The 19,574-nt window shown below is 43.1% G+C and carries 18 protein-coding genes; 17 read left to right on the plus strand and 1 reads right to left on the minus strand.

Features of this window, described 5'->3' with window-relative positions:
- The first annotated feature begins 246 nt into the window (after positions 1 to 246).
- From ACZ5A8_RS03010 to ACZ5A8_RS03085, 16 genes are all read left to right on the plus strand, one after another.
- Positions 247 to 351, plus strand: coding sequence for a CcmD family protein (locus ACZ5A8_RS03010; protein WP_464532119.1), 105 nt, complete (start codon positions 247 to 249; stop codon positions 349 to 351).
- 25 nt (positions 352 to 376) lie between these two features.
- Positions 377 to 757, plus strand: coding sequence for a cytochrome c maturation protein CcmE domain-containing protein (locus ACZ5A8_RS03015; RefSeq protein WP_464532120.1), 381 nt, complete (start codon positions 377 to 379; stop codon positions 755 to 757).
- Complete coding sequence (locus tag ACZ5A8_RS03020; RefSeq protein WP_464532122.1) at positions 733 to 1,620, plus strand: geranylfarnesyl diphosphate synthase; 888 nt, start codon at positions 733 to 735, stop codon at positions 1,618 to 1,620. Before ACZ5A8_RS03015 ends, ACZ5A8_RS03020 begins: the two co-directional genes overlap by 25 nt.
- 138 nt (positions 1,621 to 1,758) lie before the next feature.
- Positions 1,759 to 2,940: a radical SAM/SPASM domain-containing protein gene (locus ACZ5A8_RS03025; RefSeq protein ID WP_464532123.1), complete on the plus strand. Its 1,182-nt coding sequence runs from the start codon at positions 1,759 to 1,761 to the stop codon at positions 2,938 to 2,940.
- A gap of 956 nt (positions 2,941 to 3,896) precedes the next feature.
- Complete coding sequence (gene ahaH / locus ACZ5A8_RS03030; RefSeq protein ID WP_229387987.1) at positions 3,897 to 4,226, plus strand: ATP synthase archaeal subunit H; 330 nt, start codon at positions 3,897 to 3,899, stop codon at positions 4,224 to 4,226.
- A complete protein-coding gene (locus ACZ5A8_RS03035; protein WP_229387989.1) occupies positions 4,219 to 6,168 on the plus strand; it encodes a V-type ATP synthase subunit I in 1,950 nt (649 codons plus the stop codon). The genes ahaH and ACZ5A8_RS03035 overlap by 8 nt, the downstream gene beginning before the upstream one ends.
- A 4-nt stretch (positions 6,169 to 6,172) precedes the next feature.
- Positions 6,173 to 6,421, plus strand: a complete 249-nt coding sequence (locus tag ACZ5A8_RS03040) for an ATP synthase (protein WP_048137321.1) — start codon at positions 6,173 to 6,175, stop codon at positions 6,419 to 6,421.
- A gap of 200 nt (positions 6,422 to 6,621) precedes the next feature.
- Positions 6,622 to 7,173 carry a V-type ATP synthase subunit E gene (locus ACZ5A8_RS03045; RefSeq protein ID WP_229387991.1) on the plus strand — a complete coding sequence of 184 codons (552 nt, stop codon included), beginning with the start codon at positions 6,622 to 6,624 and terminating at the stop codon, positions 7,171 to 7,173.
- Positions 7,174 to 7,179: 6 nt separating this feature from the next.
- Entirely contained in the window at positions 7,180 to 8,262 is a 1,083-nt protein-coding gene (locus ACZ5A8_RS03050; protein ID WP_464532125.1) for a V-type ATP synthase subunit C, read from the plus strand.
- Positions 8,262 to 8,567 (plus strand): V-type ATP synthase subunit F, encoded by a 306-nt coding sequence (locus ACZ5A8_RS03055; protein ID WP_464532126.1) that lies wholly within the window; start codon positions 8,262 to 8,264, stop codon positions 8,565 to 8,567. Before ACZ5A8_RS03050 ends, ACZ5A8_RS03055 begins: the two co-directional genes overlap by 1 nt.
- On the plus strand, positions 8,558 to 10,294 hold the full coding sequence (locus ACZ5A8_RS03060; protein WP_464532127.1) for an ATP synthase subunit A: 1,737 nt from the start codon (positions 8,558 to 8,560) through the stop codon (positions 10,292 to 10,294). The genes ACZ5A8_RS03055 and ACZ5A8_RS03060 overlap by 10 nt, the downstream gene beginning before the upstream one ends.
- 2 nt (positions 10,295 to 10,296) lie before the next feature.
- The gene (locus tag ACZ5A8_RS03065; protein ID WP_322225299.1) at positions 10,297 to 11,679 is read left to right on the plus strand and encodes an ATP synthase subunit B; all 1,383 of its coding nucleotides are present in this window, start codon (positions 10,297 to 10,299) and stop codon (positions 11,677 to 11,679) included.
- Positions 11,680 to 11,684: 5 nt separating this feature from the next.
- On the plus strand, positions 11,685 to 12,311 hold the full coding sequence (locus ACZ5A8_RS03070) for a V-type ATP synthase subunit D (RefSeq protein WP_322225300.1): 627 nt from the start codon (positions 11,685 to 11,687) through the stop codon (positions 12,309 to 12,311).
- 26 nt (positions 12,312 to 12,337) lie between these two features.
- Positions 12,338 to 12,391 (plus strand): hypothetical protein, encoded by a 54-nt coding sequence (locus ACZ5A8_RS03075; protein WP_416182828.1) that lies wholly within the window; start codon positions 12,338 to 12,340, stop codon positions 12,389 to 12,391.
- Positions 12,392 to 12,705: 314 nt separating this feature from the next.
- The gene (gene hypF / locus ACZ5A8_RS03080; RefSeq protein WP_464532129.1) at positions 12,706 to 15,027 is read left to right on the plus strand and encodes a carbamoyltransferase HypF; all 2,322 of its coding nucleotides are present in this window, start codon (positions 12,706 to 12,708) and stop codon (positions 15,025 to 15,027) included.
- A 143-nt stretch (positions 15,028 to 15,170) separates the two neighbouring features.
- A complete protein-coding gene (locus tag ACZ5A8_RS03085) occupies positions 15,171 to 15,626 on the plus strand; it encodes a DUF1699 family protein (protein WP_464532131.1) in 456 nt (151 codons plus the stop codon).
- 50 nt (positions 15,627 to 15,676) lie between these two features.
- On the opposite strand, the gene ACZ5A8_RS03090 is transcribed toward ACZ5A8_RS03085, so the two are convergent.
- Entirely contained in the window at positions 15,677 to 17,452 is a 1,776-nt protein-coding gene (locus tag ACZ5A8_RS03090; protein ID WP_464532133.1) for a chromosome segregation ATPase, read from the minus strand.
- A gap of 1,107 nt (positions 17,453 to 18,559) precedes the next feature.
- On the opposite strand from ACZ5A8_RS03090, the gene ACZ5A8_RS03095 reads away from it, so the two are divergent.
- A complete protein-coding gene (locus ACZ5A8_RS03095; RefSeq protein ID WP_464532134.1) occupies positions 18,560 to 18,751 on the plus strand; it encodes a hypothetical protein in 192 nt (63 codons plus the stop codon).
- Positions 18,752 to 19,574 lie beyond the last annotated feature (823 nt).

The raw sequence follows: 19,574 nt of genomic DNA on the forward strand, positions 1-19,574 counted from the left end.
TATCATGCTTTTACTGCAAAAATAATATTCTCCTCTTAAGAGTAAAATCAATATTATTATTTTTACTGTTAGAGTAAAACTTTGACTTTTTTCCTGTTTTTCTTTCAGGAATCTTATTTCTCTGATAAGGAATATATACTCTTATATAGGGCTAGACATAAGTTCTCAAAACTAGCTTTCTTCTCTTAATCTGCCCTGGCTTCAAAGGTGAGTTGAAGAAACTGATAGTGCAAAGACGTGATATAAATGGAACCCTTTATTCTGGCATTTGTAATCAGCTGGGTACTCATATTTGTGTACCTCCTTTCATTACTTAAGAATTATGCAGAGTTCAACAAAAGGTTAGTGTAATGATCGAGTTATACGGGGTTTTAAAATGAATAAAAAAAAGAAATCATTGCTTGCAGTTGCTTTTATTGCTGGTGTGTTCCTTATAGGGTTATATGGAGTTGACTCTTCAGACGGATACCTTGCGGTATCCGAGCTTCTCTCTGACCCTCAGGGTTATGCCGGCCAGAATATAAATGCTATGGGAATTGTAGAGGATGGAAGCCTTGAAAAATCTCCTGGCATAACGTCATTTGAACTGAAAGACGAAAATGATGAAAACCTTAAGATACATGTGAATTATGTAGGAGATCTCCCTTCCAATCTTGCCGAAGGAAAACAGGTGACCATCACCGGAACAATGATTTCCGAATCTACGTTTGAGGCAAATAAGATAGTTACCGGATGCCCGTCAAAGTATACGGAGTAATATTGATGAATATTGAAGAATGGGAAGAATACAGATATGTAGAAGCCGGGATCGAGGACTCAATTGCCCGAATAGAGGACTCCGGCTTAAAAAAAATGGTTGGGCATGTCTGTCATTCCGGTGGAAAACGAATTCGACCAATTATCCTCCTTCTGGTCAGTGAGATCTGTTCAGGCTCATATTTCCGGAGTCTTAATGCAGCCCTTGCCGTTGAAATGATGCACTCGGCTTCCTTAATTCACGATGACTTGCTGGACCAGGGGCTTATCCGGAGAAATATGCCTTCTGCCCCTGAGAAATTCGGGCCTTCCAGAGCGTTGCTCTGTGGAGACTATCTTATTGCAAAATCAATTGCATTCATTTCTCCTTATGGGGAAAAGGTAGTTCGAGATTTCGGAAAGGCGGGAATGGATATGGCTGAAGGGGAAGTCCTTGACCTGAGGCTTGATGATGATAACTTCGGAGAGAGCGATTATTTCAAATGCATCTATAAGAAAACGGCTTCTTTATTCGCAATCAGTGCATCCATCGGGGCTTATACGGGAGGAGCTGATGAGACGCTTGTAGAACGTTTTAGCTTTTTCGGTAATGCTCTCGGGACCGCATACCAGATTGTTGACGATATCCTTGAGTTTCTTGAAGTGGTCGAGGGTAAAGAGTCTAAATTCACATCTGAAACCCTGCCGCACATCTACATGAGAAACATGTCAAAGGAAGAAGCCTTAAAGAAGTCTATGGATTCTGTAAAGCTGCACGTTAGTGCCGCAAAAGAAACCCTGGGGACATTCCGAGAATGTCCGGCAAGGAACAAACTTTTTCAGATAACCGATTATATTACTGTTGACATGCTTGAGAATGTCTGACTAAATCTCACTTTTCCTGAAAAATGAATTGATTTTGCCGAACTTCTATTTATATAATGCCAAAAATGATATAATTCAGTTTCTTAATTCAAACTTAAAAAATTCCAGCTTTTGCCACTAACTTTATCAGGTGTATCCATGCGAGTATATGATAGTCCGGTGATTAAGGTAAATGCCAGCACAGAAAATGAAAAACTGGTTCTCGATGCAGAGGGCCCTCTTTCCCAGCTTGCAAAACCTTTTCTGAAACGTATAAACAACATCTTTGCGGAAGAAAAACCCATTTCAATAAGTGAAGATGAGATTATTTTTTCTACCTGGATTCCTCCTATCCCGGGTCCTGTTTTCAGCCGGGCCATAAGCGCTGAAATTGCAGCCATAAGGAAGAAGCGAGTTCCTGACCAATTTTCAATAGGTATTACTGCCCGCTGCCCAAACCGGTGTATTCACTGCGGAGCAGCCGATATCAAACCTGAAAAGGAACTGACCCTTGATGAGATCTGTAATGCTGTGGACCAGAGCCTTGACCTCGGAGCCTATCTGATTTCCTTTGACGGCGGAGAGACGATGCTCAGAAACGATCTCGTTGAGATGGTATCAAGGGTAGACAAGACAAAGGCAATTGCCACTTGTTTTACTTCTGGCTTCAAGCTATCCGAAGAGCGGGCAAGAGCACTTAAAGATGCAGGCCTGTACACTGCCAGGATCAGCCTGGACAGTCCCTTTGAAGCTGAGCATGACCGTATCAGGGGCCGGAGCGGCGCATACCGGGATGCGGTTGACGGAATAAAAAATGCAGGCGCTGCAGGAATCCTTACTGATGCGTTTGTGGTTGTTTCTCCGCATAATATCGACGATCTTGAGGAGTTCTATTCCCTTGCAACCGATCTGGAAATGTCGGAAATGTCTATCTATGAGATCATTGCAGTAGGGCGCTGGCTTGAACATGAGGATGAGGTAATAAGCGAGAAGGATGTATCCAGGCTTCAGACATTCCAGAAAGCTATGAACAGCAAACCCGAAGGTCCAAGGGTAACAGCTTTTCCTTATTTTATGGGTCCTGAACTTTTCGGATGCTTTGCCGGCAGGCGCTGGATGCATGCCGCTTCGGATGGAGAGGTTATGCCCTGTGCATATACCCCACTCTCTTTTGGCAATATCTGCGAAGAGCCCCTTGAAACTATCTGGAAACGCATGGGGAAGCATAATGCCTACAAGAAGGATGACGCAGCTTACTGTATGATGCGAAACCCTGACTTCCGGAAGGAGTATATACATACTATCCCCAAAGGAGCCAGGATCCCTTATAGGCTTAAGTAATTTCCTTTCTCTCTTTAAAAGGAAATTTTACTTACTTCGGCTTTCCTGTTTTTTCAGGATCTCTTTTTTTTGGATTTTTTTGACGTTACTCCCTCTTTTTTCTCTTTTGTCTTCATATTTTTCTGCAGTATTTTCTCTATGTTTTAAGGTTTGATGGGAATTTTTCAATTATTATTTATTCATTTTCTTTCTAAACTTTTGTCGAATAATAAAAGCTTTATTTCGAATCTTTCTCTGGAATTACTCTCTTTTATCCCCTGTCTCCGAGAAGTAATTTTTCATTCCCTGAGTTTTGTGTACATATTCTGAATAAAATCTCTATTTAAATGAGATCCCTACACCTCTAAAAATAACTTGTTTGCCTTTGTGAAAAATGGTTTCCATTACTCGAAAATACATTTTCTATTTTAAAAAATTGTTCTATCTCTCACCCTGAATAAATTCATTTTTTTCTTTTTTACAATCGCTTTAAATCTCCTACTTCTAAAAGCAATGCTGCCTGTGTTTTAAGGCTAATACTGGCATGCAATTTATTTTACAAAGTCTTAAATCAAAGCTGTAAATTCACATTTATTTTAAAATGACCTTCAAACCATCTATTAAAACATTAATGTGAAATAGTTATTTTTATGGCTTTATTATCCTTTTATGCAGGTAAGAGTCAGTATTTTTTACCAATTAATTATATTCTACTGTTTCTATTTAATTATTTTTTACTGTTATATTTAATCTTTTGGATTTAAACCATATATTTTGCTATTTATATTTCTAAATTTCTTAAAAATTCCCTTCCAATTTGATATGTAACTAATAATCATTATAATTATTCCTCTCTTCTTCGACAAAACCGAAGCTGTTATATAGTTCTTTCGCGAAGGATTTGTTAACTACCTCCATTGGAGTAGGGATTTTTAATTATTAATTTATATATTAAATTTTGAGAGACGGAGATTCACATGGCTAAAAATGAAATCTTATCCGAAATAAAAAAAGCGGAAGAGAGCGCTAAATCAATGGTTGACGATGCCATTGATTCCAAAAACAAGCGCATCTCCGATGCTCGGGCTGAAGCCAGGGAAATCCTGAGGCAGGCCGAAACCGATGCACATAAAGCTGCACAAGACTCTTTTAAAGTAGGTGAAGAAAAGATCCTGGAGGAAAGAGATAAGATCGTCAACGATGGTGAAAAAAACGCATTAGCCATGTCCCAAAAAGCTCAAGCTAATATCGACAAATCCGTCAATTACCTAGTACAGGAGTTTGAGAGGGCGGTCCTTAATGAGTAGACCTAAAGAGATGACAAGGGCCGTCATTGTCGGGCATAAAAGCATTCTAAAAGAAACCATCGATTCATTGCATGATACGAATCTCTTTCATATTGAAGATTTTGTCGAAGACGAGTCTGGTTTTAAGATCAGCAAGCCATTGAAAAACGCAGAAGAAGTCTCGAAAAAGCTTGTGAAGATCCGTTCTATCGCCAATTATTTGGGGATTGTAAAAAAAGAACCGGTAGTTCAGAAAACTGACTCTGTTCTGCGCGACCTTGATTCGAAGCTGAATGAGCTGGACAGGGCAATTGCAACCAAAACAGAATCAATTGCTCAGCTTGATAATGAGTTGAAAGACCTGGATTCCCAGAAGAGGGAGATCCTGCCTTATCTGTCCATCAATCTTGATTTCGATGATTACCGTGGCTACGAGAGCCTTAAGGTTTTCGCAGGTATGGTAAAAGGAAGCCTGGATGGAAGTCAGATTTCAAGCATCACCAAAGCTTATGAACTGTACTATGACCCTCAATCAAAAGCGGTCGTATTGTTTGTAGCCAAAAGCGATGCCGACAGAGTTTATGAAGTACTTCAGGATCTTGGATTCAGAGAACTCAGAGTTCCGGAAAGAGGTGGTGTCCCAAGCGAGCTGTTAAGATTTATCGAACAGAAAGAAGCCGAAGTCACCAGAAAGATCGAGTCCTTAAGGGTTGACATCGAATCCTTGAAAGCCAAGTATGCCGATTTCATCCTTGCCAGTGACGAGATCTTGAGCATCGAGAGTCAGAAGGCAGAATTGCCTCTAAGAATAGCTACATCTGCAAACGCATTCATAATCGAAGGCTGGACTCCAACCGAGGATTATGACAAAGTTGTCAGTGCAGTCAACAGTGCCACTAATGGCAAGGCATACGTCACAAGCCTCGAGATTGATGAAGAGGAAGAGGAGCATGTCCCTGTTGAGTACAACAACTCAAAAATTGCAGCGCCGATGCAGCAGATCATGGACCTGTATTCCAGGCCCAAGTATACTGAACTCGATCCATCCTCAGTGATATTGATCACTTTCCCACTGATGTATGGGCTGATTCTCGGAGACATCGGATATGCACTGATATTGGGAGCAATTGCACTGGCTGTCAAAAAGGCAGTAAAATCAGATGCAGTGAAGCCTCTCATGGACATTCTGATCTATTGTCAGATATCAACATTTATATTCGGAATTATTTATGGCGAGTTCTTAGGGTTCTCGTTAGCGAGTCTTCATACTGCGCACGGTGTAGTTCCGGGCCTGATTCCTGGCTGGGAAACTATTGTGCTGTTTGAAGGGCTCGGAGGCGAGGAATTTACGTTCCCTGTCCACAGGACTCACATGGTAATGACTATGATTGCAGCAACTGTCACAATAGGACTGCTTCAACTTAATCTCGGGTTCCTGCTCGGATTTGCAAACATCTCCAGGCACCACGGAATGAAGCATGCGGTTCTTGAAAAAGGCAGTTGGCTTGTTATTCAGCTTGGTGCACTCGTTGCAGCTATCGGCTACCTTGGTGGCAATTCAGGACTGGCTTACGTCGGTGCTGGAATTCTTGTTCTCGGAATTGTGATGCTCACCATGGGTGAAGGTATCAAAGGTCCGATTGAGTTGCCATCTCTTATGGGTAATGCATTGTCGTATGCCCGTATTATCGCAGTCGGTCTGTCTTCGATTTACATCGCTTCAACGGTCAATGATATTGCTTTTGAAATGATCTGGTCTGATCACTCCAAGATCGGTTTCTTAGCAGTAGCTGCAATACTTGTGTTCATACTCGGACATGCTCTTAACACTGTCTTGAGTATCATCGCTCCCGGGCTGCACGCACTCAGGTTGCAGTACGTAGAGTTTTTCGGAAAATTCTACGAAGGCGGGGGCAGAAAGTACAACCCATTCGGATACATAAGAAAATACACGGAGGAATAAAAACATGGTAGGAGAAGAATTAGTTGGTGGACCTTTCCTGGACGCAGACGGAATGAAAGCACTCGGTGCAGCACTCGCAATCACAGTAACTGGACTTGCATCTGCATGGGCTGAAAAGGAAATCGGTACCGCAGCAATCGGCGCTATGGCAGAAAACGAAGGGTTATTCGGTAAGGGTCTTATCCTTACTGTCATTCCTGAAACCATCGTTATCTTTGGTCTTGTCGTTGCATTGCTTATCAATTCTGCTTAAATTTAAGAGCGCATCCCGCTCTTAAATTTCTTAGAGCATCACTCCGAGCTTCTCTGGGTGTTTTTTCCTTGCCAGGCGGAGTTGGAGTGGTTATGTGCTCTAAGTTTCCCCTTAGGTATCGTTGCACTCTAAGCAGCTTAGAGTTTCTGCTCTAAGCTTTAGAGCACTTTTTTGCTCTAAATTTATTTGGAGGTGTAAGCATGGGACTAGAGATCGTTATAAAAGATATCCAGGAGGGTGCAAGAGCCGAGGTTTCACGTATAAAAACCGAAGCCGATGCGAAGGCCTCCGAGATCACAAATGAGGCTAAAGAAGTACAGAAGAAGATGCTCGGGGACAGCCTTGCCAAGGTGGAAGAGGACCTCCAAAAGCTGCACCAGCAGGTTATATCAAGTGCAAACCTGGAAGTAAAAAGAATTACGCTTAACAAGCGCAAGGAACTTCTAGATAGCGTTTATAGCCAGACAGTTGAAAGCATCAAGTCAATGCCGGCGTCCAAAAAAGAAGAGCTGCTGAAGCATATTATTAACAAGTATGAGGCTAGCGGTGCTAGAATTTATTCTTCTAAGGCTTCAGAAGAGACCGTCAGGAAATTATCTTCATTAACTTATGCTGGTAACATAGACTCTATCGGCGGCGTTGTTATTGAAAACGAAGACAGGACAATCAGGTTAGACTTCACATATGATTCAATCCTGAAAAACGTGTATGAGCGTTCATTGAAGCAGATATCTGATATTTTATACGGGTGATTTTCGATGCGGCTTTTGGAGAGACTCTGGGGAAAAAACCCCTACCGAAAATCCGATAAGAAGAAAAAAGGCACTTCTAACTATGCTTATGCCGTAACCCGTGTCCGTGCGATGAAGAGTAAGCTGCTTCCTAAAGAAACATATCCGCGGCTTCTCAATATGGGTATTGATGAAATCACCCGCTTTATCCAAGAGTCTGAATACAAAAACGACGTTGACGAACTGGCAATGAAATACAGCGGTGGCGATCTGGCAGAACATGCATTAAACAGGAATCTTGCGCTCACCTATGCTAAGTTGCTCAGGATCACCTCAGGAGAATTGAACTACCTGATCACTGCATATCTTAGAAGATATGACATCTGGAACATAAAAACGCTTCTCCGCGGTAAAATCTACAATGCATCCGTTGAAGACATCCTCGAGTCTCTTATTGCTGCCGGGGAGTTTACCTATACCTTCCTGTCAGAACTTGCAGCCAAGGCCACATATCAGGAAGTCATTGATGCCCTGAAAGAGACCGACTACTATCCCCTGATGCAGGAGTTTGACGGAACTAACCTGGCGTACATAGAAAACGAGCTTGACAAGATGTATTATTCAAGCCTGTTTGCCGTAATCGGAAAACCAAGGTCCAAGGACCGTAAGCTCTTTGCAAGGTTCATCAAACTCGAAGTCGATGTCAAGAACCTGAGTAACCTCTTCAGGCTCAAAAAAGCAGGAGTTGAGAAGTCTGACGAGATCATGCCACTTATGATCGAAGGTGGCCTGGAGCTAAATCCCGAGAAACTGGCATCGCTTCCCTATGAACAGTTTATCGATGAACTTCGAAAAACTCAGTACTGGGATGCAATTTCAAGTGTCGCGGGTCTGGAGACGGCTTCTCTGACTATAGTTGAAAGCAGGCTTATAAGATACTATCTTGAATCTGCAACCACTTACTCGCATGTATCTCCGATCTCAATTGTACCTATTATGGACTATATTATCCATAAAAATAACGAGGTCAGCAACCTCCGGATTATTTTCAGAGGCAAGGAGGCTGGCCTCGATGATATGCTAATTAAAGACCAGTTGGTGGTTATCTAATGGAGTTGGCAGTGATCGGAAAGAGCGAGTTTGTCACGGGGTTCAGGCTGGCTGGTATCAGAAAAGTTTATGAAATCACTGATACCCCAACCACCGAGTCCGCGGTAAAATCGGTGCTTGATGATAAGAGTATCGGGATTCTTGTAATGCATAATGATGACATTGGTAATCTGCCGGAAGTATTAAGGAAAAACTTGAATGAGTCTGTTCAGCCCACAGTAGTAGCCCTTGGAGGCAGCGGAACAGGCTCAATGAGTTTAAGAGACAAAATAAAACAAGCGGTAGGTGTTGATCTGTGGAAGTAAAAGGTGAAATTTATCGTGTGGCTGGGCCTGTCGTCACCGCTATCGGCTTGCAGGCAAAAATGTATGACCTGGTCAAAGTCGGTAATGAAGGTTTAATGGGTGAAGTCATCCAGATAGTAAAGGACAAGACCATCATCCAGGTGTATGAAGAGACGGGAGGTGTCAGGCCAGGGGAGCCCTGTGTAACTACAGGGATGTCTCTGTCCGTGGAACTTGGTCCTGGTCTTCTTTCCAGTATTTATGATGGGGTTCAAAGGCCTCTGCACGTCCTGCTTGAGAAGATGGGCAGCTTCATCCAGAGAGGTGTCACTGCAGACGGACTTGATCACAAAAAGATCTGGGAATTCAAACCCATTGTCAAGAAAGGCGACTTTGTAAAAGGTGGAGAAGTAATCGGAGTTGTTCAGGAAACCGTGAACATTGAACACAAAATCATGGTGCCCCCGGATATCTCCGGTACAGTTTCTGAAATTAAGAGCGGAAACTTCACTGTTATAGAGACTGTCTGTACCCTTACTGACGGGACCGAACTGCAACTGATGCATAGGTGGCCTGTAAGAAGACCCCGACCTGTGGCGAAAAAACTGCTTCCAACAAAGCCTCTGGTTACAGGACAGAGAATCCTTGACGGGCTTTTCCCTGTAGCAAAAGGCGGAACAGCTGCAATCCCCGGACCTTTCGGGTCCGGAAAGACCGTTACCCAGCAGCAGCTTGCAAAGTGGAGTGACACCGAAATTGTGGTCTACATCGGTTGTGGTGAACGAGGGAACGAAATGGCAGACGTTCTGCACGACTTCCCGGAACTCGAAGACCCGCAGACCGGAAGGCCGCTCATGGAGCGTACTGTCCTTATCGCTAACACTTCAAACATGCCTGTGGCTGCAAGAGAAGCATCTGTGTACACAGGAATCACCATTGCGGAATACTTCCGTGACATGGGATTAGACGTTTCCCTGATGGCAGACTCCACCTCCAGGTGGGCAGAAGCAATGAGAGAAATCTCCTCCCGTCTGGAAGAAATGCCTGGTGAAGAAGGTTACCCTGCATATCTATCTGCAAGGCTTGCCGAATTCTATGAACGTTCCGGTGTTGCAGTATCCCTTTGCGGTGAAACAGGTTCCATTACTGTTATTGGGGCAGTATCTCCTCCTGGCGGTGACTTCTCAGAGCCTGTTACGCAGAATACCCTGCGTATTGTGAAAGTGTTCTGGGCTCTCGATGCCAAGCTGTCCCAGAGGCGTCACTTCCCGGCTATAAACTGGCTTAACAGTTACAGCCTGTACAAGGAAAGCCTCGACGGCTGGTTTACTGAGAATGTGGCTCCGGACTATGTGGCAATGAGGGAAAGGGCAATGGGAATGCTTCAGGTAGAATCCGAATTGCAGGAAATCGTGCAGCTTGTAGGTTCTGATGCTCTGCCGGATGAACAGCAGCTCCTGCTTGAAATTACCCGTATGATAAGGGAAATCTTCCTGCAGCAGAATGCGTTCCACCCCATAGACACCTACAGCCCGTTCTCAGAGCAGTACAAGATCATGAAGGCCATCATGAAGTTCGGAGATGCTGCACAGGAAGCTCTGAAATCAGGCGCTCTTGTTTCGGATATTATCAAGATGGAATCCAAGGATGAGCTTCCCAAGGTAAAGTTCGAGGAGAACTTCGATGCTGCTATGAACACTGTCCTTGCAAAGATGGATAGGGAGTTTGCAGCCATGGGAGGTAGGTAAGCATGGTAAAAGAGTACAAGACAATCACACAGATTGCAGGACCTCTTGTCTTTGTCGAGAAAACAGAGCCTGTAGGTTATAAAGAAATCGTCAGTGTCAATCTGCCTGATGGAACCACCCGCAGAGGCGAGGTGCTGGACTCTTCTGCGGATATTGTGGTTGTCCAGATTTTTGAAGGTACTGGAGGTCTGAATAAGGATTGCGGTATAGTTTTCACGGGGGAAACCCTGAAACTTCCCGCATCCATCGACCTCCTCGGAAGGATCCTTTCAGGTGCCGGTGATCCTCTGGATGGTGGGCCCAGAATTGTGCCAGACCAGCTGCTGGATATCAATGGGGCTGCAATGAACCCATACGCCAGGTTGCCTCCTAAGGATTTCATCCAGACAGGGATTTCCACAATTGATGGAACAAACACCCTTGTCCGTGGGCAGAAACTGCCTATCTTCTCTGCATCAGGTCTCCCGCACAACGAAATTGCCCTGCAGATCGCAAGGCAGGCTGCTGTGCCTGGAACCGAAACAGAGTTCGCAGTGGTTTTCGCTGCAATGGGTATCACCAATGAAGAAGCCCAGTATTTCATGAGTGACTTTGAAAAGACAGGCGCTCTGGAAAGGGCAGTTGTATTCCTTAATCTGGCAGACGACCCTGCTGTTGAGCGTCTCATCACCCCGCGTATGGCACTGACAGCAGCCGAGTACCTGGCATATGAGCACGGCATGCACGTTCTCGTCATCCTGACTGACATTACCAACTATGCAGAAGCTCTCCGTCAGATGGGTGCCGCCCGTAATGAAGTGCCTGGTCGTCGTGGATACCCTGGTTACATGTACACTGACCTTGCAACTCTCTATGAGCGAGCAGGCATTGTGAAGGGTGCCAAGGGATCAGTTACCCAGATTCCTATCCTCTCAATGCCCGGTGACGATATTACCCACCCGATTCCTGACCTTTCCGGATATATTACCGAAGGTCAGATTGTGATTTCCAGGGAACTGCATAGGAAAGGTATATATCCGCCAATCAATGTGTTGCCATCCCTGTCGAGGCTGATGAACTCCGGTATCGGAGCAGGCAAGACAAGGGAAGACCACAAGGCGGTTTCTGACCAGATGTACGCAGGTTATGCAGAAGGGCGTGACCTGAGAGGTCTCGTAGCTATCGTCGGTAAAGAAGCTCTATCTGATAGAGACACAAAGTTCCTCGAATTTGCTGACCTTTTCGAAAACGAGTTCGTTACCCAGGGCAGAAATGAAAACAGGACCATTGCAGATACTCTGGACGTCGGCTGGAAGATCCTCGCACACCTGCCAATGAACCAGTTAGGTAGGATTGACAACAAGTACATCCAGAAATACCATCCTACACACAAAAAGGCTCAGTGATTGTCATGGCTCAAGACATAAAACCAACTCGGTCGGAGTTAATCCAGCTCAAGAAGAAAATCAAGCTCTCTGAAAGTGGGCACAAGCTCCTTAAGATGAAAAGAGACGGTCTTATTCTTGAGTTCTTTAAGATCCTTAACGAGGCAAGGAACGTCAGAACTGAGCTGGATATTGCTTTCGAAAAAGCTACGGGAAAAATCAATCTTGCCTGTGCTGTGAACGGAATGGTCGCAGTCAGGTCAACCGCTTTTACAGCAAAGCTATCCCCCGAAATCCAGCTTTCAGGGCATAACATCATGGGTGTTGTGGTGCCAAAGATCAGCTCTACCGGAGTCCGCAAACCCCTCTATGAGAGGGGTTACGGTATTATAGGAACAAATGCATACATCGACGAAACTGCCGATGCCTATGAGGATCTGGTAGAAAAGATCGTAACCGCCGCTGAGCTTGAAACCGCAATGAAAAGGCTCCTGAATGAAATCGAGAAGACAAAGAGGCGTGTGAACGCTCTCGAATTCAAAGTCATTCCCGAGCTCATTGGAATCATGAAGTACATCCGCTTCACCCTTGAGGAGATGGAAAGGGAGGGTACTTTCCGGCTGAAGAGAGTCAAGGCGAGAATGAAATCATGAAATACATCCGCTTCGTCCTTGAAGAGATGGAAAGGGAGAGTACTTTCAGGCTGAAGAGAATTAAAGCGAGAACCAAATAATCAAGCTTAATTTGATATGACAGCGTGTAAGGATCGACCGAATCTGGTTGAAAGAGCAATACTTAAGTTGGGTGAACCCGAAAACCAGGCCCGTCTGTTGCAGGCAGCCTGGCGAATCTCCCTTTTAATGATGGTTTTAGGATTCATCATTATTTTAAGAACGATCTTTCCGAATTTTACCCTGACCTGAACTTCAGGACGGTTATTTTTTTAAGTTCGGCATATAACATTTTTTTGGATTATTTTTTATCTTTCTCTGGTCTGCTTATTGTTAGAAAGCTATTTTAACGACGAATATCAATCCTAATTTCCTTATGCAAAACGAAGCCAGACTTCTTCATGTGACCGGCACGGTGCAGGGTGTCGGCTTTCGCCCCTTTGTATACCAGCTTGCAAAAGCCCACAGGCTTTCAGGGTACGTGAAAAATCTTGGAAACCACGTGGAGATCCTTATAGAGGGAGAAGGGGTGAACATTCAAAATTTTCTTTCCGACCTTCCTGAAAAAAAGCCTCCGCTTGCCAGAGTTAAAAAAATCAAAGTGGATACTATCTCTTTTTCCTGTTATTCGGAATTTATTATCATACACAGCGGACCCGGGACTTTTGAAAACTCCATAATCCCTCCGGATACGGCTATCTGTGAGGAGTGCAGGCTGGAGCTCTTTGATCCCTCTTCCAGGTATTACCATTATCCTTTTACTGTCTGTACAAACTGCGGCCCTCGCTATACCACAGTCCGTAAGCTTCCCTATGACCGCGAAAATACAAGCATGGCAGATTTTCCTCTCTGCAAGGAATGTGATATTGAATATACCGATCCTCTCAACAGGAGGCATCATGCCCAGCCTGTCTGTTGCCCGAAATGCGGACCCGAGCTCTGGCTTTCGGACTCTCGGGGGAAAGTACTCGCAGAGAGTTATGAAGCAATTGTAACAGCTTCTGACCTTCTCCAGCAGGATTCAATTCTTTCGGTCAAGGGTTTCGGAGGCTTTCATATTGCTTGCAATGCCCGAAAAGAAGAGCCCGTACAGGAACTTCGAAGGCGGTTGGGACGTCCGGAGCAGCCTTTTGCGGTCATGGCAAAAGATACCGAAGTTGTAGAGTCTTTTGCGGAACTCGGAGATTCAGGCAGGAAATGCCTCATATCTCCCCGCCGCCCCATAACAGTGCTTCCCGGATTAAAGGATTTCAAACTGGCAGGATCAGTTTCTCCCGGTCTGCACAACATAGGGGTCATGCTACCCTATACAGGCACACAGAACCTGCTTTTTGACCTCATGCCGGATTCTGTATACGTTATGACCTCTGCAAATCTTCCGGGACGGCCCATGATTGTCGAAAATGAGGAAGCACTCGAAAAACTTAAAGGGATTGTGGATTTTCACCTGCTGCACAACAGGGTTATTGCAAACAGAAATGACGATACGGTTATCCGGGTAGTAAACGGACAGAAAGCATTTATCCGGCGTTCCAGAGGTTTTGTTCCCGAACCTGTAGAGCTGCCTTTTGAAGTCGAAGCTTCTGCAGGAGTGGGGGCTGAAATGAACTCGACGGTAACCCTGGCAAAAGGAAAGCTGGCTTACATCTCTCAGTACATAGGAAACACCAATCATGTGGAGACCTTCAGGTATCACTCTGAAGTTTTCGAGCACCTGATCCGACTTACGGGTATAGAGCCTCTCAATTGGGGTTGTGACCTGCATCCCGCTTTTAATACAACCCGATTTGCACTGAGCAAAGGTGGAGAAAAAACACTTCGGATCCAGCACCACTACGCCCATATCCTAGCCCTTATGGCTGATAATTCCCTGCCAGTTGACTCCCGGGTCCTGGGAATTGCCCTTGACGGAGCCGGGTACGGCAAAGACGGGACAGTCTGGGGAGGGGAACTTCTGGGTTCATCCTATTTCGGATATGAGCGCCTGGGACATCTGCTTCCCCAACCTATGCCAGGGGGAGACCTTGCCGTAAAAACTCCTTCCCGCATGGTCCTGGGCATGCTGTCAGGGAGGCTTGGAGAAGAAGAACTGAAAAAACTGCCTCTCTACTTCCCCCTGGAAAAACAGGAGTTTTCTACAGTTATGCAGCAGCTTCAAAGAAAAATAAATGTTACCACGAGTAGCAGCGCAGGGAGAGTGCTGGATGCGGCTGCGGCGCTTCTAGGGATATGCAGAGTGAGGACTTATGAAGGAGAGCCTGCAATGAAGCTTGAGTCTGCAGCAAAGAAAAGTATTCATCGACCAGACCTCCCTCTGGTTTTTAGAAATTGGGGAGAGTCCGGAACCTCTGTGCTTGATACGACTGAGCTCCTTCTGGGGGTTTATGAGCTTTCCGGTGGAAAGTATTCCCCTGCTGACCTTGCGTTTGCAGTTGAAGAGAACCTTGCAAAAGGAATCTCGGAAATTGCCATCTCCCTTGCTGCGAAAAACGGTTTTGAGAAGATAGGCCTGAGTGGAGGGGTTGCTTATAATGATCATATTACTTCATGCATTGCAGGAACTGTGAAGGAAGCAGGTTTTGAATTTCTTACTCACCGCAGTGTTCCGTGTGGAGACGGCTGCATTTCCTTTGGGCAGGCTGTAGCAGCTGGGCTTGGAACATATTCAAAAGAGCTCGATGATGCTGGAAGCACTTAAGTCCCGGGATCTAAAATTAACTTTCGCCACTTCTGATGTTCCTTATCTGGAGCATACTCATTCAACATACTGAAATTTGATCCGAAAAACAGAAATACAAAATTAAATAAATGATCCGTGCTTACATAGGAGTGGGAGCATAAATGGGGCTAGGTAGTATACGGATTAGAGTGGTAACCAGCAGGGATGAAATCCTTAACCTGGAACACGAGGAAAAGGCAGTACATCTTGCTTTTCGGCCCTCGGACAGGGATCTCTTCAGTCTGGTCAAGACCTGTCCCGGAATTGAAATACTTCAGCTTCCCGCATCTTCCTATGAGGGGCTCTCAAAATTTATTAAAATGTACCTTGCATCTTCAGGAATTCACCTAGTAAAGGGGGATGTGAGCGGGCACTGGCATGACCTTAACAACTATTTTGTAATACCGTCTTATGTGCTTGAAAAGATAAAGGAACTGGAAGTTCAGGGTCGGACTGAAGAAGAGATAATAGGTGAGATAACAAGCCTCAGGAAAATCAGCCCTGATATGGTTCTTCATCTGCTTCATAGTTCTTTTCTTACTACATTCCCGGAAAGGCCTGAACTGAACAAGGTTTAGAGATATTTTAAATAAGTGTTATTGTATAAGGAGGCCATTTTATTTCCGGTTTACAGGCGTTTCCACCATTTCCTTGAGGCTTTCTGTTCTTCTATCTGTCTTAACCCTTCAGCTTCAAATTTCTGCTGCATCCTGTACTTTCTATTTTCGTCATTAAGTCTGGAAACTTCTTCCTCTTTGCTTACAAGTGTTCCTTTGATCTGTTTTATTAGCTCGTTTTTTTCCCTGAGCTGCCCTGCAAGTTTTTCCTCCCCTACATATCCAGAGAGTTGCTTTTCAAGCTTTCTGACTTTTTCTTCGCTTGAGGCAAGCATGGCTTCTATTGTGTTTATCTTTCTCTCTTTTCCGGTGAGCTTTTCTTCAATTCTCTTTACTTCTCCACTCTTTGCAATAACCTCTCCGGCAAGAGTGTTAAGGTCCCTGTCCTTCACCGAAATGCTTTCTTCAAGTTTTTCCATAGCCCTTTCTTTTGCCAGTAACTTTTCTTGAAGTGCTCTTATTTCTTCAGCTTTTACTTCCAGTGCCCTATCAAGGCTATTTCTCTCGTTTTCTTCTTCACTCAGCTTTGACTGAAGTTTTTCTATTTCCGTATCCTTATCTGCAAGTTCTTCAAGAAATTCTTGAAGCTTTGTGTTCTTTTCCTGAATCTCTGCTTCAAAAAAGCTTACAATCTCTTCTTTTTCGTTCAGTCTGGTTCCAAATTCTTCAATAATGCTATTGTTTTTAGTAATCCGACCTTCAAGCCTTTTTATTGCTTCATCTCTTTGAATTAGCTGATTCTCCAGGTCTTTTATAGTTTCATCTCTTTTAAAAAGGCAGTTTTCAAAGTTTCTTATATTTTCTTTCTTTTCAGATATTTCCTTCTTAAACTCTTCCAGTTCATCTCCTTTTTCGGAGATAAGCTTTTCAAATTCTGTGAGTTCGACTGCTTTGCCTGCGAGGCTTTCTTCAAGATTTTTTATAATTTCTTCCGAATCCGATAGAGACTTTTTAAGGCCATCTATTTTTTCGGTTTTTATTTCAAGTTCTTCCTGTAACCTGCTGTTTTCTCTGTCCCTGCCTGCAAACTGTTCCTCAAGTTTCTTTATTTTTTGCAGGCTTTCTGAAAGTTTTATTTCCAGACCATTTAACCCGGTATCACTGCCTGCGACCTGGATATAAAGAGAACTTATCTCGTCTTTTTCTCTAATTTCTTCTACTGCCGGAGTAAAATGAATCCTTTTTCCAGAGAAGTCTTTTTCAGAGAAGCCTTTATCAGGAACATCTTCTTCAGGGATATCTTCTTCAAAAAGGCCTGTCTCATGGAGATTTATTCCAGGAAGATTTTTTTCCGGAATATCTGCCTCAAGAATAGCCATTTCGGAATTATCGGTCTCAAAATGAGTTTTTTTGGACTCTAAAGTTTGAAGTTCTTTTTTTTCCGAAATAAGACAGACCTGTCCTCTTGAGTTTTCACAGATCTCAGCCCAGGCAAGGATGGAAGCTATTGGCGTAATCCTTTTCAGTACAGTATCTCCTGCCTTGCAGCCGTAGACTTTACTGGCAATATACCCTTCCACGGTACTCAGGTCAAGGCTCGGATCTCCCAGCCTGCAGCCTGTTGCGTTTCCTTTTTTTGCCTGACCTCCATTTTTCTGCAGAAAATTAACAGTTTCGGAAAATATCTCCCATTGTAGAAATGGCTGGTTTTTCAGGTTATCAACGTAGATTCCATCCTCTTCAACTCGGGCTTCGAAAAACTGCTTCCCGCTCATAAGTGGAATCTTTGCTGGATTTCCTTCTTTCATGAACTGGTTTTTTATTTTTGCAACAACAGGGTCTTCCATGCATGGACCTCATAACAGTCTTAGTTTCTGGAGTATAATATGTATAACATTTAATAAAAGTTATGTTATTCTCTCAGAAATTTATTAAGTGGTAAGTAGGCGTAAACGGCCTGCAGGGGATATAATGTACTTTCCGGCACGCCAGTTAATTAGTTTTAAGGGAATTATTAGTTTGAAGTTTTAGTTTGAAGCTTAGTTTGGAGTTTTAGTTTGAAGCTTAGTTTGGAGTTTTAGTTTGAAGCTTAGTTTGGTGTTTTAGTCCGGAGCCTCATATGCTCTGCTGAATATTTCAGCGCATTACAAAAGGTTCTCTAAGTGAAATAAGGATGGAAAGGAAGGATTAAAATGAGAGAAAGAAGTTCATAATTCTTATTCTTCTTTTTTACCTTTATAACTCTCAAATTTTGAAACCGTATCGATAGTATTTTTATAATGATTATTCATTAATTTACTTCTTAGCTTCTTCGACATAATCGAAGCTGTTATATAGTTGCTTCACAAAGAATAATTAATCTAGCTACATCCATCTATACAGGATTTTTTTAGTTATCAATTTATATTAATAAACTCCTGGGTAGGTAAAATTACAGAGCTGAAATTAAAGCCCTGCTTTGAAATCATTCAATGAAACTAAATAAACAAAATCAGCTTAATACGTATCATCTGGTTTTGGGCTGAACAATGATATTAGTTTAAAGCTAAGTGTTCAGAAGAAATTATTTCAATTTATCAATACAAATGCTTATTTACCTGGATGTAATTTCACTCAAGTCATACTTTAAAGGCCTTTTACTGCCTCTGTGCTATTGATAGTGCCGCCGATTGGCTGAAGTACCTTTAATTCTATCAGCCTTTGCTTGCGAGAGGAAGTTCTAGACACTTACAGGATAATTCAATCGGAGGGAAAACATATTTGGTTAATATCAGGGTAAAAGCCTGGGTACTGGACCTGGTTTTTATGCATATTTTGTTTATTGCGATCCTGTATATAGTCTACGTTTTCATCGTGCCATTAATGGTCCCGGGTTGATTGCAGAGGAAATAAATATCAGAGTAAGGTTATTAATACTAAAAAATGATTGTAAATCGGATTAAAGGTGGTCTCAAGTGACGGAAGGAATGAAATCTCAGATAGGCGACAATAACGCAAAAAAAAGAAAACAAGATCCGGCTAATGAGGAGGACAGGCCAAAAGGACTGAAGTCCAAAAGTTACTATCTTGACGTGATCTTCATTCAGCTTTTGCTTCTGTTACTTCTGTATGGAGTCGCCAAATTTGTTGTGCCCATGCTGTCTTGAAGTTTTTCAATTTGACTGAAAAAAGTTCTGGTTTTCTTCGGTGAAGCGTTTCAATCCTTCCCGAAGCAGTACCACACTATTTTAAGTATATTTTTCTCTCATTCAGGTTCATTGATTAATTCTTTCGGGCTCTGTTTTCTTCCAGATTCTGGATTATTCCCTTAGTCCAAGGTATTCTTTCAGTTCCAGGTTATTCTCTCAATTTCCAGATTTTTTTCGGTTGCCAAGCTATTTTTCTTAGTTACGAGATTATTTTTTAATTATGAAGTCATCTTTTCAATTACTACATGCTCAGGTATATTCTTTCTAAGTAATTCTCTTGCTCTGTATCTTTTTCTCGGTTCTGCAGGTCTTCTTGTATCTTTTCCTGATAAGATAGCCTTTCTGTACTATTACACGAAATGGATAACTTTATTAAAGATTGTTTTATTGATAATAAACCCGAATCCGATCCCTGGAAAATCGATATGCCCTCAGGGTTTCAACTCTCTCCAGATTCTTTCTTTTTTACTTGCAAAAAAGAAAATCCACATAAACACAGGAAAATGTGGTTCTGGGAAATATCCTGAGTCACGGAGTTCGTTATAGTTTTAGAGTTTGCTAACGTTTAGAGTTTGTTAAAATCTTAGCTGAAAATTAATCATTAGGAATTAGATGTATTTGGATAGTTGAGCACATATAATCCGAATGAGTTTATACTAAAGTTCACAAAGGTGAATATGTTCAATCTTGAAAGTGAATCTGTATTGAGAACTTCATCATAAGAGAGATCCAAAGAAAAATTTATTAAAACACCAGGTTTAACCTGGACTTTATCTAGCTA

The sequence above is a fragment of the Methanosarcina subterranea genome (assembly GCF_055385895.1).

What these genes read in the sequence shown, in the direction of transcription:
- ACZ5A8_RS03045 (WP_229387991.1), top strand. Translation starts at nt 6,622, where the DNA reads ATGGGACTAGAGATCGTTATAAAAGATATCCAGGAGGGTGCAAGAGCC.
- ACZ5A8_RS03055 (WP_464532126.1), top strand. Translation starts at nt 8,262, where the DNA reads ATGGAGTTGGCAGTGATCGGAAAGAGCGAGTTTGTCACGGGGTTCAGG.
- ahaH (WP_229387987.1), top strand. Translation starts at nt 3,897, where the DNA reads ATGGCTAAAAATGAAATCTTATCCGAAATAAAAAAAGCGGAAGAGAGC.
- ACZ5A8_RS03035 (WP_229387989.1), top strand. Translation starts at nt 4,219, where the DNA reads ATGAGTAGACCTAAAGAGATGACAAGGGCCGTCATTGTCGGGCATAAA.
- ACZ5A8_RS03015 (WP_464532120.1), top strand. Translation starts at nt 377, where the DNA reads ATGAATAAAAAAAAGAAATCATTGCTTGCAGTTGCTTTTATTGCTGGT.
- ACZ5A8_RS03010 (WP_464532119.1), top strand. Translation starts at nt 247, where the DNA reads ATGGAACCCTTTATTCTGGCATTTGTAATCAGCTGGGTACTCATATTT.
- hypF (WP_464532129.1), top strand. Translation starts at nt 12,706, where the DNA reads ATGCAAAACGAAGCCAGACTTCTTCATGTGACCGGCACGGTGCAGGGT.
- ACZ5A8_RS03065 (WP_322225299.1), top strand. Translation starts at nt 10,297, where the DNA reads ATGGTAAAAGAGTACAAGACAATCACACAGATTGCAGGACCTCTTGTC.
- ACZ5A8_RS03020 (WP_464532122.1), top strand. Translation starts at nt 733, where the DNA reads ATGCCCGTCAAAGTATACGGAGTAATATTGATGAATATTGAAGAATGG.
- ACZ5A8_RS03040 (WP_048137321.1), top strand. Translation starts at nt 6,173, where the DNA reads ATGGTAGGAGAAGAATTAGTTGGTGGACCTTTCCTGGACGCAGACGGA.
- ACZ5A8_RS03025 (WP_464532123.1), top strand. Translation starts at nt 1,759, where the DNA reads ATGCGAGTATATGATAGTCCGGTGATTAAGGTAAATGCCAGCACAGAA.
- ACZ5A8_RS03085 (WP_464532131.1), top strand. Translation starts at nt 15,171, where the DNA reads ATGGGGCTAGGTAGTATACGGATTAGAGTGGTAACCAGCAGGGATGAA.
- ACZ5A8_RS03050 (WP_464532125.1), top strand. Translation starts at nt 7,180, where the DNA reads ATGCGGCTTTTGGAGAGACTCTGGGGAAAAAACCCCTACCGAAAATCC.
- ACZ5A8_RS03070 (WP_322225300.1), top strand. Translation starts at nt 11,685, where the DNA reads ATGGCTCAAGACATAAAACCAACTCGGTCGGAGTTAATCCAGCTCAAG.
- ACZ5A8_RS03090 (WP_464532133.1), bottom strand. Translation starts at nt 17,452, where the DNA reads ATGGAAGACCCTGTTGTTGCAAAAATAAAAAACCAGTTCATGAAAGAA.